We start from the raw sequence: 24,037 nt of genomic DNA, 5'->3' as shown, positions 1-24,037 counted from the left end.
CGTAAGATGCACTTTATGGCGCGTTCAGTTTGTCTTGTTGCAGCAGTTGCTTTCTCATCTACCGCAGCGTCCTCACAACAGATTGCGGACCGGATCTATCTCGGAGGGCCCATCATTACGATGGACGATACGACTCCGTCCGCCGACGCTGTCGCAGTCAAGGACGGGCGCATTCTTGCGGTTGGGTCGCTATCTGACTTGTCGGTACATCAGGGTGAGGAAACCGAAACCTATGATCTGGAAGGGCGCGCGATGCTTCCGGGGTTCGTTGATAGCCACGGACATGTCGTCATGGGCGGCTTGCAGGCACTGTCCGCTAATCTTCTTGCGCCACCGGACGGGGATGTCATTGATATCGCCAGTCTGCAATCCACACTGACTGACTGGGCCGAGGAGAATGCGCAGGCCGTTGAACAGGTCAAAATGATCATTGGTTTCGGTTACGACAATGCTCAATTGAAGGAACTCCGTCACCCGACACGACAAGAGCTGGACATGGTGTCTGAGGACTTGCCCGTTGTCATTATTCATCAGTCTGGACACCTGGGCGTGGCAAACTCGAAAGCGCTGGAGTTGGCAGGTATCACGGCCGCTTCGGAGGCCCCTCCGGGTGGGGTTATTCAACGCGATGAAGCCGGTGAAGCAAATGGGATTCTGGAGGAATACGCGTTCTTTTCGGTTCTCGTGCCGATGTTGGGGAATTTGGGTGAGGACGGTCTTGCCGCGTTTGCCCGAGCTGGGACCGAACTTTGGGCAAAGTTTGGATATACGACCGGACAAGAAGGTCGATCCTCAGGTGAAATCGTCGAAGTTCTTAGGAAAGTTGCCGCTGAAGAAGGGCTTCCTATCGACGTTGTAGCGTTTCCGGATGTTCTCGAGTCGAGGGAGTATATTGGAGCAAACACCTCGGCGGATTATGACAACAGGGTTCGGGTAGGGGGCTGCAAGCTGACAATTGACGGTTCGCCGCAGGGCTTCACGGCTTTGCGGGATCGACCCTACTATGATCCGGTTGGAAACTATGCCGCAGGATACGCAGGGTATGCCGCCATAACCATGGAACAACTTCAGGACGCCGTGAACTGGTGTTACGAGAACGATTTCCAAATTCTTGTGCATTCCAACGGTGAAGGGGCATCAGACATGTTGATTGCCGCGCTCGAAGAGGCGCAGATCAAGTATGGCGACCCCGGCAACCGCCCCGTTCTGATTCACGGTCAGTTCCTTCGAGAGGATCAGGTCGCCAGTTTTAAGCGCCTTGGTGTGTTTCCGTCGCTTTTCCCGATGCATACGTTTTACTGGGGCGATTGGCACCGAGATCATACTGTTGGGCCGGTCAATGCAGACAATATCTCACCCACAGGATGGTTGCGCGAACGTGACATGATGTTCGGCACGCATCACGATGCACCGGTGGCCTTTCCAGATAGCATGCGTGTTCTTGCAGCTACGGTAACGCGCCGTACGCGCTCCGGAGATATCTTGGGACCGCATCAGAGGGTTGATGTCATGACCGCATTGAAGGCCATGACAATTTGGCCCGCATGGCAGCACTTCGAAGAAGAGGAGAAAGGGTCTATCGAAGTTGGAAAAGTCGCGGACTTCGTGATCTTGTCTGATGACCCCAGGTCGATCGATCCAGAGACACTAGCCGAGCTCAAAGTACTTGTAACTGTGAAGGGCGACGAGGTTGTCTATGAGGCTGAAAAAGGTGTCAGAGAAGGAAGATTGCGTTTTTCGCCATTTTCCAGTGACCCAGTCGTTGCGCATCTCTTTCTGCACGCGGTTTACCAAGGAATGAAGGTCGAAGATCCATGGCTAACCAATGGCATTTCTAGAGGTGAATAAGAGTGCTTACTTTGCTGCGTTTGCCTCTTGCCAAAATGCTCAGGTCCCTATAGTACGCGCGAGTTCTTAGTAAGAACGTAAGGCGGGGTGATTCCCGCCTTTTGGGTTCGAAGAGGGTTGGCGATGCGCGTCTGTCCTCCTCTCAACCTCAACGCCTGATAAAAGGCTGTATCTATGCAAAGCCAAAATATCCGTATTCGGCTGAAGGCATTTGACTATCGCGTTCTGGATGCCAGCACGCAAGAGATCGTCAACACTGCCAAGCGGACCGGCGCGAACGTGCGCGGCCCGATCCCGCTGCCGAACAAGATTGAGAAGTTCACGGTTCTCCGTGGCCCTCACGTTGACAAGAAATCCCGCGACCAGTTCGAGATCCGCACCCACAAGCGCCTCTTGGACATCGTTGATCCGACCCCCCAGACCGTTGATGCGCTGATGAAGCTCGACCTCGCTGCTGGTGTGGACGTCGAGATCAAGCTGCAGTCGTAAGATCGGAGGGTATAGATTATGCGCTCTGGTATTATCGCAAAAAAAGTTGGCATGACCCGCCTGTTCATGGAAGACGGCAAGCAGATCCCTGTGACCGTTCTTCACCTGGACAACCTGCAGGTCGTTGCACAGCGTACCGCTGACAAAGACGGCTACACCGCCGTTCAGCTGGGCGCCGGTGCTGCCAAGGCAAAACGAACCTCGAAGGCCATGCGCGGTCACTACGCCGCTGCAAAGGTTGAGCCCAAGCGTAAGCTGGCCGAGTTCCGCGTCTCCGAAGATGGCCTGATTGATGTGGGCGCCGAGATTTCGGCAGAACACTTCCTGGAAGGTCAGAAAGTTGACGTTTCGGGCACCTCGATCGGTAAAGGCTTTGCCGGTGCGATGAAGCGTTGGAACTTTGGTGGTCTGCGCGCCTCGCACGGTGTTTCGATCAGCCACCGTTCGCACGGTTCGACCGGTCAGTGTCAGGACCCGGGCAAGGTGTTCAAAGGCAAGAAGATGGCCGGTCACATGGGTGCTGCCCGTGTTACCACCCAGAACCTGGAAGTCGTCAAAACCGACGCCGACCGGAACCTGGTCTTCATCAAAGGCGCCGTTCCCGGACCGAAATCGGGCTGGGTCACCGTCAAGGACGCCGTGAAGAAGAAAGCACCGGAAGGCCTGCCTTTCCCGGCTGCTGTGAAATCGGCTGCAACCGAAGCACCTGCGGAAGAAGCTCCCGCGGAAGGTGGTGAAGCATGAAACTTGATGTAATCAAACTGGACGGCGGCAAAGCCGGCGACATCGAGCTGAACGCCGATCTGTTCGGTCTCGAGCCTCGTGCGGACATCCTGCACCGTGTGGTCCGTTGGCAGCGCAACAACGCGCAGGCCGGCACCCACAAGGTGAAGACCCGCTCGGAAACCAGCTACTCGACCAAGAAGATCTATCGCCAGAAGGGCACCGGTGGCGCACGCCATGGTGACCGCAACGCGCCGATCTTCCGCAAGGGTGGTATCTACAAGGGCCCGACCCCGCGTTCGCATGGCCACGACCTGCCGAAAAAGTTCCGCAAGCTTGGCCTGCGCCACGCTCTGTCGGCCAAAGCCAAGGCAGGTGAACTGGTTGTGATCGAGAACGCCGAAGCCGAAGGCAAGACCGCTGCTCTGGCCAAACAGGTTGCAAACCTGGGCTGGAAACGCGCTCTGGTCATCGACGGCGCGACCGTGAACGAAGGTTTCCTGAAGGCGTCGCGCAACATCGAAGGTCTGGATATCCTACCGTCGATGGGTGCAAATGTTTATGACATCCTCAAGCGTGACACCCTGGTGCTCACCAAAGCGGCTGTCGAAGCACTGGAGGCTCGTCTGAAATGAGCGCGAAGGCAGAACACTACGACGTGATCCGCAAGCCGATCATCACCGAAAAGTCGACCATGGCGTCCGAAAATGGCGCGGTTGTCTTTGAAGTGGCGATCGACAGCAACAAGCCGCAGATCAAAGAGGCCGTTGAGGCGCTGTTTGGTGTGAAGGTCAAAGCGGTGAACACCACCGTGACCAAAGGCAAGGTCAAGCGGTTCCGCGGCCAGCTGGGCCGTCGGAAAGACGTCAAAAAAGCATATGTGACCCTGGAAGAGGGGAACACCATCGACGTGTCCACCGGTCTCTGATCGGAACGGTCTTTGGAATGAATGGAAGACCCCCGCGAAAGCGGGGGTTTTTTCGTATGGCGGCGACACACAAAATTGACCTGGCGGCAGCGGGCCAATTCCATAAATCGCTTGCGACGCCGGGTCAGAAGGCTATCCGGTTAAGGACAAAAAACACGGCAGGCGCATGACATATTCCATCCATCCGAACCCGGGCAATCCACACGTGACCGCCGCGCGGGATTGGGTGTCGACACTGGCCAAATACCGCGAGCCGAACCAGTTGCGCAGCGCGTTCGAGCTTGGCGTCAGCATCGTGCCGTTTATTGCCCTGTGGGCGCTGTCCTGGATGTCGCTGTCGGTCAGCTACTGGCTGGCTTTTGCGATTGCAGTTCTCAACGCCGCCTTTCTGCTGCGCCTGTTTGCGATCCAGCATGATTGCGGGCACGGGGCGTTCTTCAGCAACCGGACGCTCAGCGACTGGACCGGGCGCGTGATCGGAGTGCTGACTCTGACGCCTTATGACGTCTGGCGCCGCACGCATTCCACGCATCACAACAGCGCGGGCAATCTGGACAAGCGCGGGATGGGCGATATCCACACCCTGACGGTGGCCGAGTATATGGCGCTGAGCCCGATGAACCGGTTCTGGTACCGGGTCTATCGCCACCCGATCACCTTGTTCGGCTTCGGGCCCGGCTATCTGTTTCTGCTGCAGAACCGTCTGCCGCTTGGCCTGACGGGTCACCTGAAATTCTGGATCAGCGCCATGGCCACCAACCTGGCGATACTTCTGGCTCTGCTGGCCATATACTATTTCGGTGGGCTGATGCCGTTGCTGCTGATCTTCCTGCCATCGACCCTGCTGGCCGCAACAGCGGGTGTCTGGCTGTTCTACGTGCAGCACCAGTTTGAAGAGACGCAATGGGACCCCGACAAGGATTGGCAACTGCACGAGGCCGCCCTGCACGGCAGCTCGCACTATATCCTGCCCTCTGTATTGCAGTGGTTCAGCGCCAATATCGGCATCCACCACGTCCACCACCTGTACAGCCGCATTCCGTTCTATCGTCTGACCGAAGTGCTGCGTGATCATGATGAACTGGCCAACAGCAACCGGATGACCATCCGCGAGAGCCTCGCCAACGCGCGCCTGCACCTGTGGGATGAGCAAAGCCGTCGCCTGCTGTCCTTCGCCGAAGCCCGCGCGCTGTATGGGTGAGAGGCAGGTTCCGCAGCCAGTTGGGCCGTCTCTAAAACGTCAAAAGCATATGTGACCCTGGAAGAGGGGAACACCATCAATGTGTCCACCGGTCTCTGATCAGACTTGTCTTTGGAGAGAGATAAAGGCCCCCGCGCAAGCGGGGTTTTTTGTTTAGAACTTTGTCGAAATCAATGCTTGCTTGACGAGTTTTTGCTCAACTCAACTAGTGCTTGCGGCTTGCTATCTTTGCTGTACGTTGACACAAAGAAGAATATATACTAGAACAAAAAGAGAACATTGTGGCTATTGAGAGAGTTCGAGATCCAGTACATGACCTGATCGAGTTTGATACGAACATCCAATTGGAGCGGGTGGTTTGGAAACTACTTCAAAGCCGACCATTCCAGAGATTGCGTCGAGTTAAACAGCTTGGGTTTTCAGAGTTAGTTTATCCAGGTGCTACTCATACAAGATTTGCCCACAGCATCGGCGTGTTTCACACGGCTCGGGAGTTGATGAAGATCGTGCGTAAGAAGGCACCGATAGATCAAAGTTGGCGCGAAGGAATAGCGCTGTCTGCCGCTTTGGTGCACGATGTGGGGCATGGTCCGTTTAGTCACGCCTTTGAAACGGTTGGAGAACGTCTTGGTCTCAAATTGGCTGATCATGAAGTTATGAGTGATGAGCTTATTAGAAATGGTGAAATTGCTGATATTTTGGACGCAGAAATCATGCCGGGCTTTGCGTCAAACGTTGCAAACATGATCAAAAAGGAAGGGCAGATCACTCTGCATAACTCGGTGGTGTCGAGTCAGTTTGATGCTGACCGTCTGGATTATATGCAGCGTGACCGTCTAATGACTGGTAGTAAGCATTCTGCCATCGATCTGACTTGGCTGCTGGCCAATTTAGATATTGATGAAGTGCAGACAGGTATTGATGATGCTGAACTCGGTTCGATGCCGATATTTGTCATTGGACCTAAAGCGATACAAGCGGCAGAAGCCTATGTCTTAGGTCTTTTCCAACTCTACCCGACAATCTACTTTCACAAAACGACACGAGGTGCGGAGAAGCTTTTTGCTGAAATTCTTGTGCGGGTAGTTGAGTTGGTAAGCGATGGGTCTGCAGAAAAGACGGGCCTTCCTTCGAACCATCCATTGGTCAAATTTGCCAGAGAACCGGAAAGTATTGATACGGCATTGACCTTAGATGACACTGTGGTGTGGGGCGCTTTGCAGCTCTTGCGAGAGGCGGATGACCCAGTCCTGTCACAGTTTTCCGAGCGACTTCTTAATCGCAAGCTTTTTAAGTGCTTTGACATACGAGCAGCAGTTTCGCATAGATGTGACCCTCACAACTCGGGTGACCAACAAAATATAGATGAAATCGAAAAATGTTGCGCATCTGTCTACCTAAAGCTACAAGAATGGGAAGCAGAACAGAAAGGTGTGACTCCGCGCATCATCAATGATGTAGCAGAGCGAAAACCTTATAAAGCAGGCGGCGGTAATGGGCAGACTGAACAAATCAATGTTCGCACTGATGGTGGCGAGTTGATTGACATCATTCAGCGCTCAGAAATTGTCAACTCGCTGAGTATCTTTAAACTTAACCGTGCATATTATGATGGGTCTGACGCAGAGGCCCTCAAGGTGATTGAAGATATCATTGAAGGGGAGATCAAGTGATGTCCGATATTAAGATCAATGAAGTGGCTGCTATTATTCAGGACGCGGGAGGTCGCATTGTAGGTCGTACCCGCCTTCAGAAGATAGCTTACCTGCTTGCAGCCACGGGGCTCGATGATAGCTTTCGCTTCTCGTACAAGCACTATGGACCTTTCAGTGAACAACTGGCTTCTTCTGCGAAGTTTGGTGCTTTGCTTGGCAGCGTGCATGAGCGCCAAGATCATGCCTCTTGGGGTGGTACTTATTCGACCTACACAGTCGACGACCATTCTACAAAACAGCAACCTAATGCGCGAAGTTCTTTGGCTTCTATTGCTGTTAAAGCTGACTCCATCGAGTTGGAGCTTGCGGCAACTGCTTTATTTCTCTGCCGTGAAGGTTATGCTAATCCATGGGTTGAAACTGCTCAGCGTAAACCCGAGAAGGCTACTGACCAGCGTCTTGATAATGCGAAGAAGCTTTTGGCTAATCTTGCAGGTGTTAAGGTCCCAGAGCCTATTCCCCAGATGCTTTATGCCTAGTGGGTAAACTGTAGGGCTAAAAGTACAACGCACCCTATAGACACCCACCCCCAACCCTGTTACATGCTCCCAATCTTGCGGCCTCGGATTCGTTCCGGGGCCTCTGATATTTGGCGGGATGATGGGTTGAAATCCCATCCTACTTGCCGACCGTAGGATGGGTTTTCAACCCATCACAATCCACCGGGGACCTTCGGGGCCCTATACCCTTGGCACCTACGGGGGCCTATCACATAGCGGGGAATTCCCCCGCACTTGCTAAACGGAAGACAGAAAGCATGGCACTTAAGTCGTACAAGCCGACGACGCCGGGCCAGCGCGGGCTGGTGCTGATCGACCGTTCGGAGCTTTGGAAAGGACGTCCGGTCAAGTCTCTCACTGAGGGTTTGACCAAATCGGGCGGCCGGAACAACACCGGACGGATCACTTCACGCCGCCGCGGCGGTGGCGCAAAGCGTCTCTACCGGATCGTTGACTTCAAACGGAACAAATTTGATGTCGCGGCAACCGTCGAGCGGATCGAATACGACCCGAACCGGACCGCATTCATCGCACTGGTAAAATACGAAGACGGCGAGCAGGCATATATCCTGGCTCCGCAGCGTCTGGCTGTTGGTGACAAAGTCGTGGCATCTGCCAAGGCCGACATCAAGCCGGGCAACGCGATGCCGTTCTCGGGCATGCCGATCGGTACCATCGTCCACAACATCGAGATGAAGCCTGGCAAAGGCGGTCAGATCGCACGTGCGGCCGGTACTTACGCTCAGTTCGTTGGTCGCGATGGCGGCTACGCTCAGATCCGTCTGAGCTCGGGCGAGCTGCGCATGGTCCGTCAGGAATGCATGGCCACCGTTGGTGCCGTGTCCAACCCCGACAACTCGAACCAGAACCTCGGTAAAGCCGGTCGTATGCGCCACAAGGGCGTTCGTCCGTCGGTTCGTGGTGTTGCAATGAACCCGATCGATCACCCGCACGGTGGTGGTGAAGGTCGTACCTCGGGTGGCCGTACTCCGGTTACACCGTGGGGTAAGGACACCAAGGGTAAGCGTACCCGCAACAAGAACAAAGCGTCCCAGAAGCTGATCATCCGCTCGCGGCACGCCAAGAAGAAGGGACGTTAATCCATGTCTCGCTCTGTTTGGAAGGGTCCTTTCGTCGATGCTTACGTGCTGAAAAAAGCCGAAGCAGCGCGCGAGTCGGGCCGCAACGAAGTCATCAAGATCTGGTCGCGTCGTTCCACCATTCTGCCCCAGTTCGTGGGTCTGACCTTTGGTGTGTACAACGGCCAGAAGCATATCCCCGTAAACGTCTCGGAAGACATGATCGGTCAGAAGTTCGGTGAATACTCGCCGACCCGCACCTATTATGGCCACGCCGCAGACAAAAAAGCGAAGCGGAAGTAAGTCATGGGCAAGGAAAAGAACCCCCGCCGCGTGGCTGAAAACGAAGCAATGGCGAAAACCCGTATGCTTCGCACCAGCCCGCAGAAACTGAACCTGGTTGCGCAAATGATCCGCGGCAAGAAAGTTGAGAAGGCTCTGACCGACCTGACTTTCTCGAACAAGCGTGTCGCGCAGGACGTCAAGAAGTGCCTGCAGTCCGCAATCGCGAATGCCGAAAACAACCACAACCTGGACGTTGACGAGTTGATCGTCGCCGAAGCATGGGTTGGCAAGAACCTGGTCATGAAGCGCGGTCGTCCGCGTGCGCGTGGCCGTTTCGGCAAGATCATGAAGCCGTTCTCGGAGATCACCATCAAGGTGCGTCAAGTTGAGGAGCAAGCCTAATGGGTCATAAAGTAAATCCGATCGGCATGCGCCTGCAGGTCAACCGCACCTGGGACAGCCGCTGGTACGCCGACACCAAGGACTACGGTGATCTTCTGCTGGAAGACCTCAAGATCCGTGAGTTCATCAACAAAGAGTGCAAGCAGGCCGGTGTTGCCCGTGTGATCATCGAACGTCCGCACAAGAAGTGCCGCGTGACGATCCACACCGCACGTCCCGGTGTCATCATCGGCAAGAAAGGTGCGGACATCGAAGTTCTGCGCAAAAAGCTTGCTCGTATGACCGACAGCGAACTGCACCTGAACATCGTCGAAGTGCGCAAGCCCGAGCTTGACGCGCAGCTGGTTGCCGAGTCCATCGCTCAGCAGCTGGAGCGTCGTGTTTCGTTCCGTCGCGCAATGAAGCGCTCGGTTCAGAACGCCATGCGCATGGGCGCCCTGGGTATCCGGGTGAACGTCGCTGGTCGTCTGGGCGGTGCCGAAATCGCACGGACCGAGTGGTACCGCGAAGGCCGCGTGCCTCTGCACACCCTGCGTGCCGACATCGATTACGCACATGCCGAAGCGATGACCCCCTACGGGATCATCGGGATCAAGGTCTGGATCTTCAAAGGTGAGATCATGGAGCACGATCCGCAGGCACGTGACCGTAAAGCACAGGAACTCCAGGACGGCCCTGCACCTCGTGGTGCTGGTGGCGGTCGTCGCTAAGGAGGGAAAGATATGCTTCAACCAAAGCGTACTAAATTCCGCAAGATGCACAAAGGCCGGATCAAGGGTCTCGCCAAGGGCGGCTCTGATCTGAACTTTGGCACCTACGGCCTGAAAGCCATCGAGCCTGAGCGTGTAACCGCACGTCAGATCGAAGCTGCACGTCGTGCCATGACGCGTCACATGAAGCGTCAGGGCCGCGTCTGGATCCGCATCTTCCCCGACACTCCGGTCACTGCAAAGCCGATCGAAGTTCGTATGGGTAAAGGTAAAGGTTCGGTCGACCGCTGGGTTTGCAAGGTCAAGCCTGGTCGCGTGATGTTCGAGATCGACGGCGTCAATGACGACATCGCCCGCGAGGCCCTGCGCCTGGCCGCGATGAAGCTGCCGGTCAAGACCCGCGTCGTGGTTCGCGAAGACTGGTAAGCGATTGGGTGCAACCCCGTTCGTAACAAGATCGACCCCCGTCGGGAAACCGGCGGGGGTTTTCTTTTGGTTGGACGGTCTGTGATGTTGTGGGTCGTGAAAACCGTCGACCTGCCCACGTGACGCGCCTAGGCTGCTGGACAGGAATGGGAGGGTCTTATGATTCAACTGCGCAAGAAGATGTTCGTCAAAGAAGTCATAATCACCGACCAGCTGGGCCAGCCTTGCGATCCGGTCAGTCGGGTCGCGGCGTTGGCAGTGTTGCAGAATCCTTTGGCTGGGCGGTTCGCCGAGGACCTTTCAGAGCTGTTCGAAATCGGTGGCTCTTTAGGTGCGGAACTTGCAGCTGAAGCGATCTCGCAACTGGACGGGCCGCCGATCTCTTATGGCAAAGCGGCGATCGTTGGCATGAACGGCGACCTTGAGCAGGGCGGGGCGGTGATCCACCCCAAGCTCGGCGCTCCTATGCGGGCGGCGGCGGGTGGAGGTGAGGCGGTGATCCCGTCAAACGCCAAGCTGGGCGCGCCGGGTTGCGCAATTGATCTGCCGCTTGGGCACAAGGACAATCCATGGTCGTTCGACCATTTCGACACAATGACGTTGAGCATCCCGGACGCACCAAAACCAGATGAGATTGTGCTATGCCTTGCCTATGCAGATGGTGGTCGCCCTATCCCGCGCTGTGGCAAAGGGCCCATCAAGACCTAAGTGTCTGGTCTTGCCGAAAGGGCTGGGGTATGCCCGGCCCATGGCACAGATTGAATCACTCTTCGTTACCCGTCTCTATCGCGCGTCCCTGTCCGAGTTCGATCCGAAGATCGATGCGGGCGAACTGGAAAACTCCTGCCTGGTCATCGCCGAAGATGATGAGGCGGGGCAGGATTGGTGCGAGGAAAACGGCTATCCCGGCTATACCAGCTATGCGTCGCTGACCGATCTGCCCTGGCGGTTCCCGATCTTTGCAGATCTGGTGAAAGTGCTGGACCAGCACGTCGCAGCCTTTGCCAGGGATCTGGAGTTCGATCTGGGCGAGGGCGAGTTGAAACTGGAAGACCTGTGGATCAACATCCTGCCCGAGGGCGGTATGCATTCCAGCCATCTGCACCCGCACAGTGTAATCTCTGGTACGACCTATGTCGCCATGCCGGAAGGGGCCAGCGCGCTGAAGCTGGAAGACCCCCGCTCGGGCCGCATGATGGCCGCTCCGACGCGGCTGAAGGGCGGGCGGCGCGATCTGCAGCCGTTCATCTACATGAAGCCTCAGGTCGGCGATGTGCTGTTGTGGGAGAGCTGGCTGCGCCATGAGGTGCCCATGAACATGGCCGAAGACGAGCGGATCAGCGTCAGCTTCAACTACAAATGGGAATGACTGGTTCCGCAGCCAGGCCATTGGCCCCGGTAGCTTTGCAGGCACAAAAAAAAGGCCGCCCCGACAGGGCGGCCTTTCGCATGTAAACCCGATCCGGCTTAGAAGCCCAGACCTTCGTATTTTTTCTTGAACTTCGACACACGGCCGCCAGCGTCCATCAGACGCGCGCCGCCACCGGTCCATGCGGGGTGCACGGAGGGGTCGATTTCCAAAGCCAGCTGGTCGCCTTCGCTGCCCCAGGTGGATTTCATCTGAACCACGGTGCCATCGGTCATTTTGACGTCGATGATGTGGTAGTCGGGATGGATGTCTTTTTTCATCTTTCCGCTCCTTACGCCTCGGCGCCAGCCTTGGGCTTGTAGTTGGTGACTTCTGCGATACGTGCGGATTTACCACGGCGCGAACGCAGATAGTACAGTTTGGCGCGACGGACGCGGCCACGGCGGACAACGGTGATGCTGTCGATGTTGGTCGAATGCAGCGGGAACACACGCTCCACGCCTTCGCCAAACGAGATTTTGCGGACGGTGAACGAACCGGCGATGCCGCTGCCACCTTTGCGTGCAATGCAGACACCTTCGTAGTTCTGCACACGGGTACGTGACCCTTCGGTCACCTTAAAGCCGACACGGATGGTGTCACCGGCTTTGAAATCGGGGATGTCTTTCCCCAGGGCGGCAATCTGTTCCGCCTCAAGCTGTGCGATCAGGTCCATCGCAGTTACTCCTATCTGCTCGTGGTTGGTCCACGAAGTTTGGGCACGGTCCGAGAGCTCTTGGTCTTCACCGGGTCCTGCCACGCAGCCCGCCAGAGGTCAGATCGAATGTTCCTTTGGTCCGGTCTGCCCTGCCGCGCCGGGGCCGAAGAAAGCCGGGCGTCACGCCATGATGCAAACCAAAACACCGGAGTCGCATTGCGCGGCACCGGATTGCGTTCGTTTAGGGGCTTTTGAGACGCCGATCAAGCCCAAATGATCATGAAAACCGAGGGAATGGTGAGTTTCCGCCGTATCTGAAATCTGCCATTGCGTTGTGACCCCGATCAGGCATTCTGGGGGCAATTAATCAAGAGCAGATTTGATACAGGAACAAAAGATGCGCAAAGCATTCCTGCTGGCCGCCATGGCGCTTGCACTCATTTCATGTGGCCGTCCGGGCCCTCAACCTCAGGCGGTCGAACCGCAGGCCTTTGCGGATACCAGCCCGCCTTCGGTGATCTATCCCGCCTTCGGCGATGCCGATCCGCACCCGTGGGAAGGGCGCCACCCCGGCAATTACCCGGTGCACGGGCTGGACGTGTCACGCTGGCAGGGCGATATCGACTGGCGCACTGCACGGGCGTCCGGCGTTAGTTTTGCCTTCATCAAGGCGACCGAGGGCGGGGATTTCATGGACCCGATGTTTCAGGATCACCGGCGCGGCGCGCAGGCCGCCGGTGTGCCGTGGGGGGCCTATCACTATTACTATTTCTGCCGCCCCGCGCGCGAGCAGGCGCAGTGGTTCATTGAAAACGTGCCCAAAGGGGCGGATCTGCCCCATGTACTGGACATGGAATGGACGCCCTATTCGAAGACCTGCACCCTGCGCCCCGATGGCCGCACCGTCCGGGCCGAGGCGCAAAAGTTCCTAGACATCCTCGAACGCCATTACGGCCGCCGCCCCATCGTCTATACCACGGTGGATTTCTATCAGGACACCGATATCGGCCGTCTGCCCAAGACCGAGTTCTGGTTGCGCTCGGTCGCCGGGCACCCGCGCGAAGTCTATCCGCGCGCGATCTGGCGGTTCTGGCAGTATACCGGCACCGGGCTGGTGCCGGGTGTGCAGGGCAAGGTGGATATCAACACCTTCAACGGCACGCCTGAGATATGGGCGCGGTGGAAGGTGGGTGCGCCTCAGGTCGCGGGAACACCATAGGTTTCGAGTGTCCCGCCGCCCACAAGGTGATCCAGCCGGCGTACCCGTTCCTCGCCGACTGAATCCTGCAGCCAGAAATGCTCACCCGCGGTCAGGTCACGGCGTTCGAATCCGCGTTCGGTCATGCAGCGCTCTACCTGATCGATTTCACCCTGGCGGCGAATCTGGTCGTCAAACGGGGCGGTTATGGCGGGGCCCAGAATGATGCCCCACAGCAGGATATTGGTGGTGTAGCCACCGATCACGGCAGCATTACCGCCGATATCGGCTTCGGTGGCACAATATTCAACGGCGACACGGGCCGAATGCAGGTTGTGTCCCGCCTGCGTGGGCACCGACAATTCAAGCGGTTTTGTTGTGCAGGCCGATACGGCAAGCACAGCCAGACAAATGATTTTCTTCATCTAACAGTCCAAGATACGTGATTTGGAAATTGCTTTAAGCAACATCTTTTGGATGAGTATTTTCCAACCACCTCTGCCACAAGAGGAGTTCAGGGAATCCCGTAAAGCTGCGGCCTGCGGGCCACACCCTGTTCGTCAGTCGGACGTCTTGTTCCGCAATATCCGATAGCTCTCCCACAGATCGGGACGCCGTTCGCGGGTGATCTGTTCGGACATCTCGTGTCGCCATTCGGCGATGCGGCCATGGTGGCCGGACATCAGGATGTCTGGGATCGCGCGGCCTTTCCATTCGGCGGGGCGGGTGTATTGCGGGTGCTCCAGTAGGCCCGAGGAAAAGCTCTCTTCCTCGGCTGAAGCCTGATTGCCCAATACCCCGGGGATCAGCCGCACTGTGGCGTCGATCAGGGCCTGTGCCGCGATCTCGCCTCCGGTCATGACGAAATCGCCAAGGCTGACCTCCTGCACGCCGTAATGTTCCAATACACGCTCATCGACGCCTTCGAAGCGACCACACAGCAGCGTCATGCCATCGCAGCGCGCCAGGTTCTGCATCATGCGTTGATCCATCCGGCGGCCACGCGGGCTGAGGTAGATCAGCGGCCAGTTGCCCCGGATGCCCGCCATCGTGTGTTCGATGGCCTCGCCCAGCACATCGGCGCGCAGCACCATGCCCGCACCGCCGCCCGCCGGGGTGTCATCGACATTGCGATGCTTGCCGACACCGAACTGGCGCAGATCAACGGTTTCCAGCTGCCACAGACCTTCCTGCAGCGCCTTGCCGGTCAGGCTTTCGCCCAGAACACCGGGGAAGGCGGATGGAAACAGGGTGATGATCTTGGCCTTCCACACCCCGTGCAGGTCGGGCGTGGGGGTCATCAGCTCGCGCGGCTTCAGGGTCGGGCGGATGGCTTTGCGGCCATGAGATTTTGCGGGCGTGTCCGTCATGAGGTGCCAATCAGATCCGTTTGAGCGCGTTCAACAAGAGCTGCCTTTTGATCGATCAGCGCCGCATCGTCCAGAGCGGACCGGTTCATTTTCAACATGCGCGTCAGCAGATCTGCGGGCAGGCGGGTGTTTGTACGCGTTGGACCAACCAGTTGCGCCGCCTCTTCCACGGGCAGGTCAAGAAAATCGGCAAACGGTGTTCCGGGGCCAAAGGGGCGTGTCTGCAGGTCTTCCAGCCACTGACTGCGCACCTGAACCGAGGGCAGGCGGCCCCTGATCTCTTCCGCAACAGATTGTGGTGCGGCAACCGGGGCCATGCGGTCGCGGAACGTGTCGAAATCCAGAACCATCCGCGCGCGATGCAGGTCATGGGCCCAGAGGCTGCGCAGCCAGCCCTCGCGCTGGCGCAGCGACAGGTAGAGCGTGATCTGAACTTCTTCCCGCCCGAACCGTTCGCGGACCAGGTCGACCAGACATGTGGCCAGTTCCGGAGCCGCGTCATATCCGACGGCAAGGTTTCGACTGGGGCGCAGGCCCGAGAAATTTTCTTCGCTCAACACCAGACCGCGTTTGCGGCCGAAAGTCAGCGATTTCAGGAACTGCTGCATCTGGTCGCGGAAATCACGCATTGCACCGGGCGTGCCATACAGGGAATAGCGCGTTGCGGCCTCGGACAGGCCGGAATTTCGTGTGCGGTAGGGCAGAACCAGCGCGTGGTAAGGCCAGATCAGCTTGCGGTTTTCGAACAAAAAGGACTGTGCCGCCGTCGTCCCGGTCTTGTGCAGACCCAGATGCAGCAACACGCGGCGCATCAGATCAGACCTTCGGGCGGGTCGGCAACGATGCGGCCCTTGTCCAGGTCGACGGTCGGCACGGCCTCAAGCGTGAAGGGCAGCAGGACCGTGGTTTTCAGGCCGGGTCCCTGCAGCTCCAGCAGGTCTGCCGCACCGTGGTTCTGAACCGACTTGACCCGGCCCAGCAGGGTGCCTCCGGTGTCGTAAACCTGCAGTCCGATCAGGTCGGTGTGATAGAATTCATCGTCCGGCAGCGACGGCAACTGATCGCGGCGAGCATAAAGGCGCAGGCCGTTCAGCGCATCCGCCTCTTCCTTGCTCTCGACCCCGCCCAGCCGGGCGGCGAAGCCGTTCTTGATGGCGCGGGTCAGCACCACCGGATAGCGCTCGGTACCCGCCTCATCGGTCAGGGGCGAATAGGTCTCGATATCCTCGGGCACGGCGCAGAAGCTTTTCAGCCGCACCTCGCCGCGCACGCCATACGCGCCCGCAACGCTACCCACGCAGATCAGATCACTCATTTGAGCCTTCCGTAACACATAGCCCGCCCCGCCATTGTCCGACCCCTTCGCAGGCCTCGCGCTGGTTCGAGCGTTCGAAGAACACGCCAACAATAAAGGCGATCATCAACAGGATGGGAAGCCGTAACAATCCGAACATGTGCCTATCTCACCTCGATCGACAGGGTGCCGCTGCGGTTTTCCCAACCGACCTGCTCCAGTTCCGGCGTGTCTGACAGGGTTTCGGGCAGGCCGACGCAGAAATAACCGATCAGGCGCCAGCTTTCAGGCACATTCAGGTCCCGGGCCATGCGGTCAGGGTCAAGGATCGACACCCAGCCCAGCCCCAGCCCCTCGGCGCGCAGCGCGAGCCAGAACAGGGTGATCGCCGACACCACGGAATAGCGCCGCATCTCGGGCATGGTGCCTGCGCCCAGACCCTGCCCCTTGTCGGTGGAATCGTCGCAGAACACGGCCAGTTGCACCGGGGCCTCTTGCATCCCGGACAGTTTCAACTGGCTGTACAACTGCGCCTTGTCGCCGGAATACCCGCTCAGCGCCTGTTCGTTTGCGTCTTGGAAATTCTTCAATGCCGCGTCCCGCGCGGCGTTACTTTCGACGCGGATCACGCGCCAGGGTTCGCTCAGCCCCACCGAAGGGGCCAGCCGAAACGTGTCGAGGCAGCGCATCAGCACCGCCTCGTCTATCGCGTCGGTGCGGAACCGGCGCACATCGCGCCGGAGCCGCATCAACAGATCGAACTGCGTGCGAAAATCATCGGTGAAAGTCTGATCCCGCACGCGCCCGCCTGCTTACTCTTCTGCCGCAGCTTCTTCAGCCGGTGCAGCAGCCGCTTCGGCAGCTTCAGCAGCCTTGGCCGCTTTCTCTTCTGCGCGTTCCTGAGCTTTCTTGCCCGGAGTACCCTTGTTGGGGTTGTTGCGCTCGGCCTTGTCGCGGGTGCCGGCAGCTTCCAGCATACGTGCGATACGATCGGTGGGCTGTGCGCCCTGATCCAGCCAGTACTGAACGCGCTCCATATTCATTTTCACGCGCTCTTCGCTGTCTTTCGGCAGCAGCGGGTTGTAGGTGCCAAGTTTCTCGATGAAACGGCCATCGCGCGGCATGCGGCTGTCAGCCGCCACGATACGATAGAAGGGACGTTTTTTCGAGCCGCCGCGGGCGAGACGAATTTTCATTGCCATGGTGGTATCTCCTTTGAATGGCGTGTGCCGGGATATTCTCCGGTCAATTCTGGTGTTTCTTGTGGTGTCGGATGACTTCCTGAATGATGAAATTCAGGAAAGCCTTGGCGAAATCGGGGTCCAGATCGGCCTCTTTCGCCAGGTCTTCTAACCGTGTGATCTGCGTCGCTTCGCGCGCAGGATCGGACGGGGGAAGGTCGTGCGCGGCCTTGAGCTTGCCAACGGCCTGCGTGTGCTTGAACCGCTCGCCCAGCGTATAGACAAGGATCGCGTCCAGCCGGTCGATGCTTTCGCGGTGGTCCTTCAACAGCGCTGCGGCTTGCATCACTGGGTTGGTCATTGGCCGGTCCTTTCGGTGGTCAAAGCGGGGGTCGTCAAATCGATTTGCGGGTGACGCCAGATCTGGGCTGTCTTGCCAAGCAGCTCGCCCTCGCGCTCATAAGTGGCACCAAGGCGTTCGGCCAGCGCGCGCGAGCGGTCATTTGCGTGGGCGATATACGAGATCACACCGTTCAGGCCCTGATGCCGCGCCGCATAATCGCGTGCGGCCTCAGCGGCTTCAAACCCCAGCCCTTTGCCTTCGGCCTCTGCCAGCAGCGCCCAGCCCAGCTCGGGCTCGGCCCAGCCGGGCACGTCGATGATACCGGCCCATCCCACGAATGCGCTGCTGGTCTTCTCGGTCAGGTGCCACAGGCCATAACCGCGCAGCGCCCAATGGCCCAGACGGTTCGACAACGAGCCCCAGCATTCGAATGCATCCTTGGGCCCGCCGACCATATGGCTGCGCTCGGTCGCGAAGAATGCGGTCATCGCGGGCAGATCGTCCAGATGCGGCGCGCGCAGGATCAGGCGGTCGGTTTCAACGGTGGGAATGGTGAACGAGGTCATGCGTAGGCCTCCATCCCGCCATTCACCAGATCGCCGGGGGCCGGGTGCCGCCAGATTTCCGAGCGGCCATATTTGGGGTGCTCATAGTGATATTCGAACTGCGCGCCCAGCCGTTTGGCCACGGCCTTGCTGGGGTGATTGTCCGGATCAATCAGCGAGATCGCCGTATCCCAGTCCAGTACGTCATAGGCATAAGATCGCGCGGCCAGCGCAGCCTCGGTCGCATACCCTTTGCCGGTAGCGTGGGTCATCAGGGTCCAGCCGACCTCGGGCTCGGGCCAGCCTTCGGGGAACCACAGGCCGATCCGCCCGACATAAGCGCCGGTGTCTTTGTCATCGACACTCCAATAGCCATAGCCGCGCAGAACCCAGTGCCCCAAAAGCGAGGCAACCAGCCGCCACGTCTCGTCCCGGCGCATTGGTCCACCGACATGCTTCGCGGCATCACTGGCGAAGAATTCGACATCCGCGTCCAGATCAGCCTCGGACGGCGCGCGCATGATCAGGCGCTCGGTTTCCAGCGTCGGGATGGGCAGCGCGAAGCTCATGACCGTACCTCGCCATAGCGCCAGACATGCTGATCTGCGCCAAAGGCGCGCTCGGCCTCTGTGTCCCGCGAGGCGCCCAACCGTTCGGCCAGCGCGTTCGACCGGGTATTGCTGGCGGACACGTAGCTTACGAACTGTCCCGATCCAAGGAGATCGAAGCCGAAATCGCGCACGGCAGAACAAGCTTCGGTGGCATATCCCTGCATGCGGTGCTGTGCGTCGAACATATAGCCAAGCTCGGGCTCGTGGTCGTCCCATTCGAGACCCAGAATGACGAAGCCGATGGCCTGATCATCCTCTTGCAAGGTGACGGTAAACAGCCCATGCCCGTGCAGCAGCCACCCGGATGTGTAGTACGAGAACTCGGTCCAGGCTTCCTGCTCGGTATCGCCAAAGCTGTCCCGGCAGATCGAAATCCATTTGGGAAGGTCGCCCAATGTCGGCGCGCGCAGAACCAGCCGCCGGGTCTGAAAGACCGGCAGGGCCGCGCGGTATTGCGCTGCTGCCATCGCCGCCTTACCGGACGGGGGCTGAGTGCAGCGTGCTGGCGTCACTTTTTCTTACCAAACCCGCTGAGACCGGGGGGCAGGCCCATGCCGCCGCCCAGACCGGGCAGGCCGCCGGGCATCTTGCCGCCCATCGCCTTGGCCGCCTGTTCCAGCGCTTTAGGGTCCATGCCTGCGGCCATTTCTTCAGGCGAGGGGCCGCCTTTGCCGAACATGCCTTTCATGGCCTGTTTCAGCATCTTGCCTTTGCCCATCTTGCCCATCTTCTTCATCATATCCGACATCTGCCGGTGCATCTTGAGCAGCTTGTTGAGGTCGCTGACCTCCATGCCCGAACCCGCGGCGATGCGTTTCTTGCGGCTCGCCTGCAACAACTGAGGGTTGGCGCGCTCGCGTTTGGTCATCGACTGGATCATGGCGATCTGCTGACGCAGGATCTTGTCGTCCAGACCGGCTTGATCCATCTGCTTGGCCATCTTGTTCATGCCCGGCATCATGCCCATCATGCCCTGCATACCGCCCATCTGGATCATCTGTTCCAGCTGCATCTTCAGGTCGTTCATGTTGAACTGACCTTTGACCATGCGCTTCATCATGCGCTCGGTCTGTTCCATCTCCATCGTTTCCTGGGCTTTTTCGACCAAGGCAACGATGTCGCCCATACCCAGAATGCGACCGGCGATCCGGTCGGGCTCGAAGGTTTCGAGCGCGTCCATCTTCTCGCCCAGACCGACAAAGCGGATCGGCTTGCCGGTGACAGCGCGCATCGACAGCGCCGCACCGCCGCGCCCGTCTCCATCCATCCGGGTCAGTACCACGCCCGAGATGCCGACCTTGGCGTCAAACTCTTCAGCGACTTCAACGGCGACCTGACCGGTCAGGCCGTCGACCACCAGCAGGGTCTCGCGCGGATCAACCACGTTGCGGACCTGCTCGACCTCGTCCATCAGCACTTCGTCAATGTGCAGACGACCCGCAGTGTCGAGCATATAGACGTCGTAACCGCCCAGCGTCGCCTGCTGTTTGGCGCGTTTGGCGATGTCGACGGGCGATTGGCCCGGCACGATCGGCAGCGTATCGACACCAACCTGCGTGCCCAGAACCGCCAACTGATCCATCGCCGCCGGGCGATAGACGTCGAGCGAGGCCATCAGGACCTTCTTGCCCTCTTTCTCTTTCAGGCGTTTGGCCAGCTTACCGGTTGTGGTCGTCTTACCCGAACCCTGCAGACCAACCATCAGGATCGGCGCGGGCGGGTTGTCGATTTTCAGCTTGCCGGGGTCTTCTTCACCGCGCAGGGTATCGACCAGCGCGTCATGCACGATCTTGACGACCTGCTGGCCGGGGGTGATCGACTTGGTGACGGCCTGCCCGGTCGCCTGTTCCTGCACCTTCTTGACGAACGCGCGCGCCACCGGCAGCGAGACGTCGGCCTCAAGCAGCGCAACCCGAACCTCACGCAGGGCGGTTTTGACGTCTTCCTCGGACAGGGCACCTTGTTTGGTCAGCCGGTCAAAGACGCCAGAGAGGCGTTCGGATAGATTTTCAAACATGCCTGCGGCCTCCTTAGCCGGTTATCTGGTGGCGCTTCTCAGATAAGAAACACCGGTTAAATACACAATTGCCCCCTCCCACTGAATTAGACGTGGGGGTAATGCCAAATGGCATTGCCCCCACGGGCGAAACTCGCTGGTGGGGGGCGATCCCTGAACGACTCAAGGGACCGGAAGGTTAGACTCTTCCGGATGTTTGGGGGTGCTCTACGCCCAAGCGCTTTCTGAGTCAAGCCAAGCGCTTTGAGCAAACACAGTGTTGGTCTAATGTCCTTGTGTCGGGGTCAGGTTTGGAGATTAGAGATGAGTCAACCATTTCCCGAGCGCATCAACGACTATGTTGGTGAAGTTACGAATACCGACATCTGGTCCAGTTTCGAAATCCGCCCGGATGATATCTTCGTCTGCACGCCACCCAAATGCGGCACCACATGGACGCAGACACTGGTCCGCATGTTGATCACCAAAACCGCCGATCCCGCGATTTACGACAATCGGGTCTCGCCCTGGCTGGATTGCGGTTTCCGGGATCGCGTGGAGCAGGACAGGATGCTGGCGGCGCAGACGCACAGGCGCTGCATCAAGACCCACACGCCGCTGGACGGGATCACCTATTCATCGGACGCCACCTATCTTGTGGTGCACCGTCACCCGGTCGATGTGCATCTCTCGCTGCGCAACCACGTGGCGAATATGAAAGATGACTGGCTGGACTACCTGTTCCCCGAAGACATGTCCGAAGCCTTCGCGATGTTCCTCGACCGACCCGCCTCATCCAAAGGTACCGACGATCTGACGCTGGCGTCGTTCGTCCATCATTATCAGTCGTTCCGGGAGTTCCGGCATCTGCCGAACATCCATTTCCTGCACTACGCCGAGCTCAGCCGGGACTTGCCGGGGCAGGTGGCGCGGATTGCCGGGATCATGGGGGCCGAGATCGAGCCCGCACTGATCGACGAAATCGCGCAGGCCGCAAGCTTTGGGTCGATGAAAGAGAACGCCAGACGAGCGTCGCAACAGCCCGGGTTCCAAAGTGCGTTTCAGGATTATGCGAATTTCTTCGCTTCAGGGACCAGCAACAAATGGGAAGGCAAGCTGACTGACGACGACATGGCGCGATATGATGTACGCTTGTCCGAGATGGTCACCCCGGCTGAAAGGGCGTGGCTGGAGCACGGGCAAAACCCATGACCGTCAGGCTGGTTCCCGCGCTTCGTCTTGCTGTCGCGCGGGCAGCCAGACGTTGACCGCGTCAACCAGTTGATGCGCACCGCGCCCGTTCGAGAATGCTTCGACAATAGGATGCCGCCCTGCGCTCATGCCTTTGTCGAGTATCAAGACCGGTCGAAAGAGGGGCGTCTTTCTATTGTCGCGGCGCGATGTGGTACTTTCTATCTCGGCATGGGACAGATTCGACAGAACATGCTCAACCGCTTCATAGCCAAAGACAGATTGCCTGCGGATCACGATGCTGTTCTTGTTGCGGTCCAGTATGACCTGAACCCGGCGCACGAAGGCGCAGAAGGCTCCTACGCCCATTCCACCGCCCATCAGCGCGAAGAAACTGCCGAACCAGATATTCTCGCCACCTTCGCTGATCATGAAAAGCCCAACACCGACAAACACCAGAATGAAGAACACCAGCGAGATGCCGATGAACCAGGGCGTGTCGGACAGGATCAGTTGGTTCGGAGTGTTGCGCGTGACTTTCATGGCGGCACGCTAACACCGATTTCTGAACCTGTCGTGGCTTGAAATTGCTTCCCGGTTGCGCGATGAGCGCGTCACACGAGGAGGTTCCCATGGACGCATCATCCGCCTTTCAGGACACATTGCCGCTCAGCTCAGACGCGCTTCTGGCGCAGTTGGACGATTGGGGGCTGACCTATCGCCTGCACAGCCATGTGCCGCTGCGCACGGTCGAGGACGCGAAGGCGGTCGAGGATCAGTTCATGGTGCCGGGCGAGAACGCCCTGCGGCTCAAGAACCTGTATCTGCGCGACAAGAAAAAGCGCAACTATCTGGTGACGCTGGAACAGAGCCGCGAGATCGACCTCAAGGCGCTGGGGGCCGAGTTGGGGATCGGTAATCTGTCCTTTGGCTCGGCCGATCGTCTGTTTCAGAACCTCGGTATCCGTCCCGGCGCGGTCAGCCCGCTGGCGATGATCAATGGCGTCGGAAACGAAGTGCGGTTCTTTATGGACGGCGCTGCCCAGCAGGCGGATGTCATTTATATGCACCCGTTGGTCAATGACCGCACTATTGCAATGGCGCGTGACGATCTGATGGCGTTTTTTGATCGTATCGGTTGCGAGGCGACCTGGCTGCCCTGATCACCCTTCAAGCGCTTCTTTCAGGGCGGCGGCGACATGGGCGGCTGAGGGGTTGATGAACAGATGCCCGTCGGCCTCGAACACCGGGTCGTCCAGATGATCGGGGAAGGCAAGCGGAAGCTCGGTGCAGGCCAGCAGGATGGCGGTGCCGGGGGTGGCATGTGTGTTGCAAAAGGCCAGCAGGCGTGCACGGGCGGTCTCTGACGCGCCGCCGTAGAAGTCGCTGTCGATCATCGCCTGCATCTCGACAATCTCGTCCTCGGGCAGGCGTGTGTTTGCGGTGATGCCTTCAACTGCCAGCCGGTCGGCATAGTTACTGGCCTGCATTGTGACTGTGGTTCCAAGCACCAGCGCATTGGTGGCACCGGTCGAGGCGGTCGCTTCTGCCGTGGCGTCGAAAATGCTGAGAATGGGCATCGCGACTCCTTCGCGGATCGCATGCAGCCGCGCATGGGGTGTGTTCGAGGCGATGATGGCAAAATCGCACCCTGCGCGTTCCAGCGTCAGCAGCGCCTCTCGGAACACCGCGTCGAAGGCGGCCCAGCTCTCCTCGTCACCGGCCACGCCGCGCAAGGCGCGGGTTTTGGCCTGCGTGACGGATTCAATGGTCATCGGTGGGATTGGCAGCGGCGCGCCATGGCCTCGTTCTGCGAAATAGCGCCCCGCGCCCTCGGCAATCGCCCGGTAATAATCGACGGTCGAGGCCCAGCCCACGCCGCCCAGTATTCCGATCTTCTTCATGTGAAACGCCCAGTCGGTTGATCTGCCTCAGC

At 58.6% G+C, this 24,037-nt stretch carries 34 protein-coding genes and 1 pseudogene; 19 read left to right on the top strand and 16 right to left on the bottom strand.

Annotated elements, in window-relative coordinates:
• Positions 1-6 precede the first annotated feature (6 nt).
• The 16 genes and pseudogenes from ACR3E4_RS04795 to ACR3E4_RS04720 all read left to right on the top strand — a co-directional run bounded on the left by ACR3E4_RS04795 (position 7) and on the right by ACR3E4_RS04720 (position 11,675).
• Complete coding sequence (locus ACR3E4_RS04795) at positions 7-1,848, top strand: amidohydrolase (protein WP_480536297.1); 1,842 nt, start codon at positions 7-9, stop codon at positions 1,846-1,848.
• A gap of 174 nt (positions 1,849-2,022) precedes the next feature.
• A complete protein-coding gene (rpsJ, locus tag ACR3E4_RS04790; RefSeq protein ID WP_008756422.1) occupies positions 2,023-2,337 on the top strand; it encodes a 30S ribosomal protein S10 in 315 nt (104 codons plus the stop codon).
• An 18-nt stretch (positions 2,338-2,355) separates the two neighbouring features.
• Positions 2,356-3,081: a 50S ribosomal protein L3 gene (gene rplC, locus ACR3E4_RS04785; protein WP_008758167.1), complete on the top strand. Its 726-nt coding sequence runs from the start codon at positions 2,356-2,358 to the stop codon at positions 3,079-3,081.
• Positions 3,078-3,695: a 50S ribosomal protein L4 gene (gene rplD, locus ACR3E4_RS04780; RefSeq protein WP_155148664.1), complete on the top strand. Its 618-nt coding sequence runs from the start codon at positions 3,078-3,080 to the stop codon at positions 3,693-3,695. Before rplC ends, rplD begins: the two co-directional genes overlap by 4 nt.
• Positions 3,692-3,988: a 50S ribosomal protein L23 gene (locus ACR3E4_RS04775; protein WP_008757532.1), complete on the top strand. Its 297-nt coding sequence runs from the start codon at positions 3,692-3,694 to the stop codon at positions 3,986-3,988. The genes rplD and ACR3E4_RS04775 overlap by 4 nt, the downstream gene beginning before the upstream one ends.
• Positions 3,989-4,154: 166 nt before the next feature.
• Positions 4,155-5,189 carry a fatty acid desaturase gene (locus tag ACR3E4_RS04770; RefSeq protein ID WP_480536296.1) on the top strand — a complete coding sequence of 345 codons (1,035 nt, stop codon included), beginning with the start codon at positions 4,155-4,157 and terminating at the stop codon, positions 5,187-5,189.
• A gap of 5 nt (positions 5,190-5,194) precedes the next feature.
• Positions 5,195-5,288: pseudogene (locus tag ACR3E4_RS04765) on the top strand (50S ribosomal protein L23); the annotation flags it as partial.
• 182 nt (positions 5,289-5,470) lie between these two features.
• Complete coding sequence (locus ACR3E4_RS04760) at positions 5,471-6,862, top strand: HD domain-containing protein (RefSeq protein ID WP_480536295.1); 1,392 nt, start codon at positions 5,471-5,473, stop codon at positions 6,860-6,862.
• A complete protein-coding gene (locus ACR3E4_RS04755; RefSeq protein ID WP_480536294.1) occupies positions 6,862-7,383 on the top strand; it encodes a hypothetical protein in 522 nt (173 codons plus the stop codon). The genes ACR3E4_RS04760 and ACR3E4_RS04755 overlap by 1 nt, the downstream gene beginning before the upstream one ends.
• A 278-nt stretch (positions 7,384-7,661) precedes the next feature.
• Positions 7,662-8,504, top strand: a complete 843-nt coding sequence (gene rplB, locus ACR3E4_RS04750) for a 50S ribosomal protein L2 (RefSeq protein WP_008757664.1) — start codon at positions 7,662-7,664, stop codon at positions 8,502-8,504.
• Positions 8,505-8,507: 3 nt separating this feature from the next.
• Positions 8,508-8,786, top strand: a complete 279-nt coding sequence (gene rpsS / locus ACR3E4_RS04745) for a 30S ribosomal protein S19 (RefSeq protein ID WP_005980699.1) — start codon at positions 8,508-8,510, stop codon at positions 8,784-8,786.
• 3 nt (positions 8,787-8,789) lie between these two features.
• On the top strand, positions 8,790-9,170 hold the full coding sequence (rplV, locus tag ACR3E4_RS04740; protein ID WP_039538267.1) for a 50S ribosomal protein L22: 381 nt from the start codon (positions 8,790-8,792) through the stop codon (positions 9,168-9,170).
• Positions 9,170-9,880, top strand: coding sequence for a 30S ribosomal protein S3 (gene rpsC, locus ACR3E4_RS04735; protein ID WP_008758042.1), 711 nt, complete (start codon positions 9,170-9,172; stop codon positions 9,878-9,880). Before rplV ends, rpsC begins: the two co-directional genes overlap by 1 nt.
• A gap of 12 nt (positions 9,881-9,892) precedes the next feature.
• Positions 9,893-10,306 (top strand): 50S ribosomal protein L16, encoded by a 414-nt coding sequence (gene rplP, locus ACR3E4_RS04730; protein WP_480536293.1) that lies wholly within the window; start codon positions 9,893-9,895, stop codon positions 10,304-10,306.
• Positions 10,307-10,465: 159 nt separating this feature from the next.
• Positions 10,466-11,014 (top strand): amino acid synthesis family protein, encoded by a 549-nt coding sequence (locus ACR3E4_RS04725; protein WP_480536292.1) that lies wholly within the window; start codon positions 10,466-10,468, stop codon positions 11,012-11,014.
• A gap of 40 nt (positions 11,015-11,054) precedes the next feature.
• Positions 11,055-11,675 (top strand): 2OG-Fe(II) oxygenase family protein, encoded by a 621-nt coding sequence (locus ACR3E4_RS04720; protein WP_480536291.1) that lies wholly within the window; start codon positions 11,055-11,057, stop codon positions 11,673-11,675.
• A gap of 98 nt (positions 11,676-11,773) precedes the next feature.
• Here the strand turns inward: ACR3E4_RS04720 and rpmE are convergent, their stop codons facing one another.
• Positions 11,774-11,995: a 50S ribosomal protein L31 gene (gene rpmE, locus ACR3E4_RS04715; RefSeq protein ID WP_298384925.1), complete on the bottom strand. Its 222-nt coding sequence runs from the start codon at positions 11,993-11,995 to the stop codon at positions 11,774-11,776.
• 11 nt (positions 11,996-12,006) lie between these two features.
• Positions 12,007-12,390, bottom strand: a complete 384-nt coding sequence (gene rplS, locus ACR3E4_RS04710) for a 50S ribosomal protein L19 (protein WP_170328369.1) — start codon at positions 12,388-12,390, stop codon at positions 12,007-12,009.
• A 379-nt stretch (positions 12,391-12,769) separates the two neighbouring features.
• Between rplS and ACR3E4_RS04705 the strand changes: the two genes are divergently transcribed.
• Entirely contained in the window at positions 12,770-13,591 is an 822-nt protein-coding gene (locus ACR3E4_RS04705; RefSeq protein WP_480536289.1) for a glycoside hydrolase family 25 protein, read from the top strand.
• Here the strand turns inward: ACR3E4_RS04705 and ACR3E4_RS04700 are convergent.
• The 12 genes from ACR3E4_RS04700 to ffh all read right to left on the bottom strand — a co-directional run bounded on the left by ACR3E4_RS04700 (position 13,570) and on the right by ffh (position 20,931).
• The gene (locus ACR3E4_RS04700; protein WP_480536287.1) at positions 13,570-13,995 is read right to left on the bottom strand and encodes a hypothetical protein; all 426 of its coding nucleotides are present in this window, start codon (positions 13,993-13,995) and stop codon (positions 13,570-13,572) included. The genes ACR3E4_RS04705 and ACR3E4_RS04700 overlap by 22 nt on opposite strands.
• Before the next feature lie 135 nt (positions 13,996-14,130).
• Positions 14,131-14,940, bottom strand: coding sequence for a tRNA (guanosine(37)-N1)-methyltransferase TrmD (gene trmD, locus ACR3E4_RS04695; RefSeq protein WP_480536286.1), 810 nt, complete (start codon positions 14,938-14,940; stop codon positions 14,131-14,133).
• The gene (locus ACR3E4_RS04690) at positions 14,937-15,752 is read right to left on the bottom strand and encodes a hypothetical protein (RefSeq protein WP_480536284.1); all 816 of its coding nucleotides are present in this window, start codon (positions 15,750-15,752) and stop codon (positions 14,937-14,939) included. The genes trmD and ACR3E4_RS04690 overlap by 4 nt, the downstream gene beginning before the upstream one ends.
• The gene (gene rimM, locus ACR3E4_RS04685) at positions 15,752-16,255 is read right to left on the bottom strand and encodes a ribosome maturation factor RimM (protein ID WP_480536283.1); all 504 of its coding nucleotides are present in this window, start codon (positions 16,253-16,255) and stop codon (positions 15,752-15,754) included. Before rimM ends, ACR3E4_RS04690 begins: the two co-directional genes overlap by 1 nt.
• Positions 16,248-16,394: a hypothetical protein gene (locus tag ACR3E4_RS04680; protein ID WP_480470738.1), complete on the bottom strand. Its 147-nt coding sequence runs from the start codon at positions 16,392-16,394 to the stop codon at positions 16,248-16,250. The genes rimM and ACR3E4_RS04680 overlap by 8 nt, the downstream gene beginning before the upstream one ends.
• Positions 16,395-16,398: 4 nt before the next feature.
• Complete coding sequence (bluB, locus tag ACR3E4_RS04675) at positions 16,399-17,034, bottom strand: 5,6-dimethylbenzimidazole synthase (protein ID WP_480536281.1); 636 nt, start codon at positions 17,032-17,034, stop codon at positions 16,399-16,401.
• A 12-nt stretch (positions 17,035-17,046) separates the two neighbouring features.
• A complete protein-coding gene (gene rpsP, locus ACR3E4_RS04670) occupies positions 17,047-17,436 on the bottom strand; it encodes a 30S ribosomal protein S16 (protein WP_170561254.1) in 390 nt (129 codons plus the stop codon).
• A 43-nt stretch (positions 17,437-17,479) separates the two neighbouring features.
• Positions 17,480-17,776, bottom strand: coding sequence for a chorismate mutase (locus ACR3E4_RS04665; protein ID WP_480536280.1), 297 nt, complete (start codon positions 17,774-17,776; stop codon positions 17,480-17,482).
• On the bottom strand, positions 17,773-18,324 hold the full coding sequence (locus ACR3E4_RS04660) for a GNAT family N-acetyltransferase (protein WP_480536279.1): 552 nt from the start codon (positions 18,322-18,324) through the stop codon (positions 17,773-17,775). Before ACR3E4_RS04660 ends, ACR3E4_RS04665 begins: the two co-directional genes overlap by 4 nt.
• Complete coding sequence (locus ACR3E4_RS04655; protein ID WP_480536278.1) at positions 18,321-18,872, bottom strand: GNAT family N-acetyltransferase; 552 nt, start codon at positions 18,870-18,872, stop codon at positions 18,321-18,323. Before ACR3E4_RS04655 ends, ACR3E4_RS04660 begins: the two co-directional genes overlap by 4 nt.
• Entirely contained in the window at positions 18,869-19,381 is a 513-nt protein-coding gene (locus ACR3E4_RS04650) for a GNAT family N-acetyltransferase (protein ID WP_480536276.1), read from the bottom strand. The genes ACR3E4_RS04655 and ACR3E4_RS04650 overlap by 4 nt, the downstream gene beginning before the upstream one ends.
• Positions 19,382-19,422: 41 nt before the next feature.
• Positions 19,423-20,931 (bottom strand): signal recognition particle protein, encoded by a 1,509-nt coding sequence (gene ffh, locus ACR3E4_RS04645; protein WP_480536274.1) that lies wholly within the window; start codon positions 20,929-20,931, stop codon positions 19,423-19,425.
• 303 nt (positions 20,932-21,234) lie between these two features.
• Between ffh and ACR3E4_RS04640 the strand changes: the two genes are divergently transcribed.
• Complete coding sequence (locus ACR3E4_RS04640; RefSeq protein WP_480536272.1) at positions 21,235-22,122, top strand: sulfotransferase domain-containing protein; 888 nt, start codon at positions 21,235-21,237, stop codon at positions 22,120-22,122.
• 3 nt (positions 22,123-22,125) lie between these two features.
• Here the strand turns inward: ACR3E4_RS04640 and ACR3E4_RS04635 are convergent, their stop codons facing one another.
• Entirely contained in the window at positions 22,126-22,644 is a 519-nt protein-coding gene (locus tag ACR3E4_RS04635) for a hypothetical protein (protein ID WP_480536271.1), read from the bottom strand.
• An 89-nt stretch (positions 22,645-22,733) separates the two neighbouring features.
• Here ACR3E4_RS04635 and ACR3E4_RS04630 point away from each other — a divergent pair, with 89 nt between their 5' ends.
• Complete coding sequence (locus tag ACR3E4_RS04630; protein ID WP_480536270.1) at positions 22,734-23,264, top strand: prolyl-tRNA synthetase associated domain-containing protein; 531 nt, start codon at positions 22,734-22,736, stop codon at positions 23,262-23,264.
• On the opposite strand, the gene ACR3E4_RS04625 is transcribed toward ACR3E4_RS04630, so the two are convergent.
• The gene (locus ACR3E4_RS04625) at positions 23,265-24,005 is read right to left on the bottom strand and encodes an aspartate/glutamate racemase family protein (protein ID WP_480536268.1); all 741 of its coding nucleotides are present in this window, start codon (positions 24,003-24,005) and stop codon (positions 23,265-23,267) included. It abuts the gene before it with no gap.
• Between the last annotated feature and the right edge of the window lie 32 nt (positions 24,006-24,037).

It is taken from the genome of Ruegeria sp. AP11 (assembly GCF_056535865.1).
The sequence above is the reverse complement of the archived record's forward strand: the minus strand, read 5'-3'. Positions and strand labels throughout refer to the sequence as shown.

What these genes read in the sequence shown, in the direction of transcription:
- ACR3E4_RS04795 (WP_480536297.1), top strand. Translation starts at nt 7, where the DNA reads ATGCACTTTATGGCGCGTTCAGTTTGTCTTGTTGCAGCAGTTGCTTTC.
- rpsJ (WP_008756422.1), top strand. Translation starts at nt 2,023, where the DNA reads ATGCAAAGCCAAAATATCCGTATTCGGCTGAAGGCATTTGACTATCGC.
- rplC (WP_008758167.1), top strand. Translation starts at nt 2,356, where the DNA reads ATGCGCTCTGGTATTATCGCAAAAAAAGTTGGCATGACCCGCCTGTTC.
- rplD (WP_155148664.1), top strand. Translation starts at nt 3,078, where the DNA reads ATGAAACTTGATGTAATCAAACTGGACGGCGGCAAAGCCGGCGACATC.
- ACR3E4_RS04775 (WP_008757532.1), top strand. Translation starts at nt 3,692, where the DNA reads ATGAGCGCGAAGGCAGAACACTACGACGTGATCCGCAAGCCGATCATC.
- ACR3E4_RS04770 (WP_480536296.1), top strand. Translation starts at nt 4,155, where the DNA reads ATGACATATTCCATCCATCCGAACCCGGGCAATCCACACGTGACCGCC.
- ACR3E4_RS04755 (WP_480536294.1), top strand. Translation starts at nt 6,862, where the DNA reads ATGTCCGATATTAAGATCAATGAAGTGGCTGCTATTATTCAGGACGCG.
- rplB (WP_008757664.1), top strand. Translation starts at nt 7,662, where the DNA reads ATGGCACTTAAGTCGTACAAGCCGACGACGCCGGGCCAGCGCGGGCTG.
- rpsS (WP_005980699.1), top strand. Translation starts at nt 8,508, where the DNA reads ATGTCTCGCTCTGTTTGGAAGGGTCCTTTCGTCGATGCTTACGTGCTG.
- rplV (WP_039538267.1), top strand. Translation starts at nt 8,790, where the DNA reads ATGGGCAAGGAAAAGAACCCCCGCCGCGTGGCTGAAAACGAAGCAATG.
- rpsC (WP_008758042.1), top strand. Translation starts at nt 9,170, where the DNA reads ATGGGTCATAAAGTAAATCCGATCGGCATGCGCCTGCAGGTCAACCGC.
- rplP (WP_480536293.1), top strand. Translation starts at nt 9,893, where the DNA reads ATGCTTCAACCAAAGCGTACTAAATTCCGCAAGATGCACAAAGGCCGG.
- ACR3E4_RS04725 (WP_480536292.1), top strand. Translation starts at nt 10,466, where the DNA reads ATGATTCAACTGCGCAAGAAGATGTTCGTCAAAGAAGTCATAATCACC.
- ACR3E4_RS04720 (WP_480536291.1), top strand. Translation starts at nt 11,055, where the DNA reads ATGGCACAGATTGAATCACTCTTCGTTACCCGTCTCTATCGCGCGTCC.
- rpmE (WP_298384925.1), bottom strand. Translation starts at nt 11,995, where the DNA reads ATGAAAAAAGACATCCATCCCGACTACCACATCATCGACGTCAAAATG.
- rplS (WP_170328369.1), bottom strand. Translation starts at nt 12,390, where the DNA reads ATGGACCTGATCGCACAGCTTGAGGCGGAACAGATTGCCGCCCTGGGG.
- ACR3E4_RS04705 (WP_480536289.1), top strand. Translation starts at nt 12,770, where the DNA reads ATGCGCAAAGCATTCCTGCTGGCCGCCATGGCGCTTGCACTCATTTCA.
- ACR3E4_RS04700 (WP_480536287.1), bottom strand. Translation starts at nt 13,995, where the DNA reads ATGAAGAAAATCATTTGTCTGGCTGTGCTTGCCGTATCGGCCTGCACA.
- trmD (WP_480536286.1), bottom strand. Translation starts at nt 14,940, where the DNA reads ATGACGGACACGCCCGCAAAATCTCATGGCCGCAAAGCCATCCGCCCG.
- ACR3E4_RS04690 (WP_480536284.1), bottom strand. Translation starts at nt 15,752, where the DNA reads ATGCGCCGCGTGTTGCTGCATCTGGGTCTGCACAAGACCGGGACGACG.
- rimM (WP_480536283.1), bottom strand. Translation starts at nt 16,255, where the DNA reads ATGAGTGATCTGATCTGCGTGGGTAGCGTTGCGGGCGCGTATGGCGTG.
- ACR3E4_RS04680 (WP_480470738.1), bottom strand. Translation starts at nt 16,394, where the DNA reads ATGTTCGGATTGTTACGGCTTCCCATCCTGTTGATGATCGCCTTTATT.
- rpsP (WP_170561254.1), bottom strand. Translation starts at nt 17,436, where the DNA reads ATGGCAATGAAAATTCGTCTCGCCCGCGGCGGCTCGAAAAAACGTCCC.
- ACR3E4_RS04665 (WP_480536280.1), bottom strand. Translation starts at nt 17,776, where the DNA reads ATGACCAACCCAGTGATGCAAGCCGCAGCGCTGTTGAAGGACCACCGC.
- ACR3E4_RS04660 (WP_480536279.1), bottom strand. Translation starts at nt 18,324, where the DNA reads ATGACCTCGTTCACCATTCCCACCGTTGAAACCGACCGCCTGATCCTG.
- ACR3E4_RS04655 (WP_480536278.1), bottom strand. Translation starts at nt 18,872, where the DNA reads ATGAGCTTCGCGCTGCCCATCCCGACGCTGGAAACCGAGCGCCTGATC.
- ACR3E4_RS04650 (WP_480536276.1), bottom strand. Translation starts at nt 19,381, where the DNA reads ATGGCAGCAGCGCAATACCGCGCGGCCCTGCCGGTCTTTCAGACCCGG.
- ffh (WP_480536274.1), bottom strand. Translation starts at nt 20,931, where the DNA reads ATGTTTGAAAATCTATCCGAACGCCTCTCTGGCGTCTTTGACCGGCTG.
- ACR3E4_RS04640 (WP_480536272.1), top strand. Translation starts at nt 21,235, where the DNA reads ATGAGTCAACCATTTCCCGAGCGCATCAACGACTATGTTGGTGAAGTT.
- ACR3E4_RS04635 (WP_480536271.1), bottom strand. Translation starts at nt 22,644, where the DNA reads ATGAAAGTCACGCGCAACACTCCGAACCAACTGATCCTGTCCGACACG.
- ACR3E4_RS04630 (WP_480536270.1), top strand. Translation starts at nt 22,734, where the DNA reads ATGGACGCATCATCCGCCTTTCAGGACACATTGCCGCTCAGCTCAGAC.
- ACR3E4_RS04625 (WP_480536268.1), bottom strand. Translation starts at nt 24,005, where the DNA reads ATGAAGAAGATCGGAATACTGGGCGGCGTGGGCTGGGCCTCGACCGTC.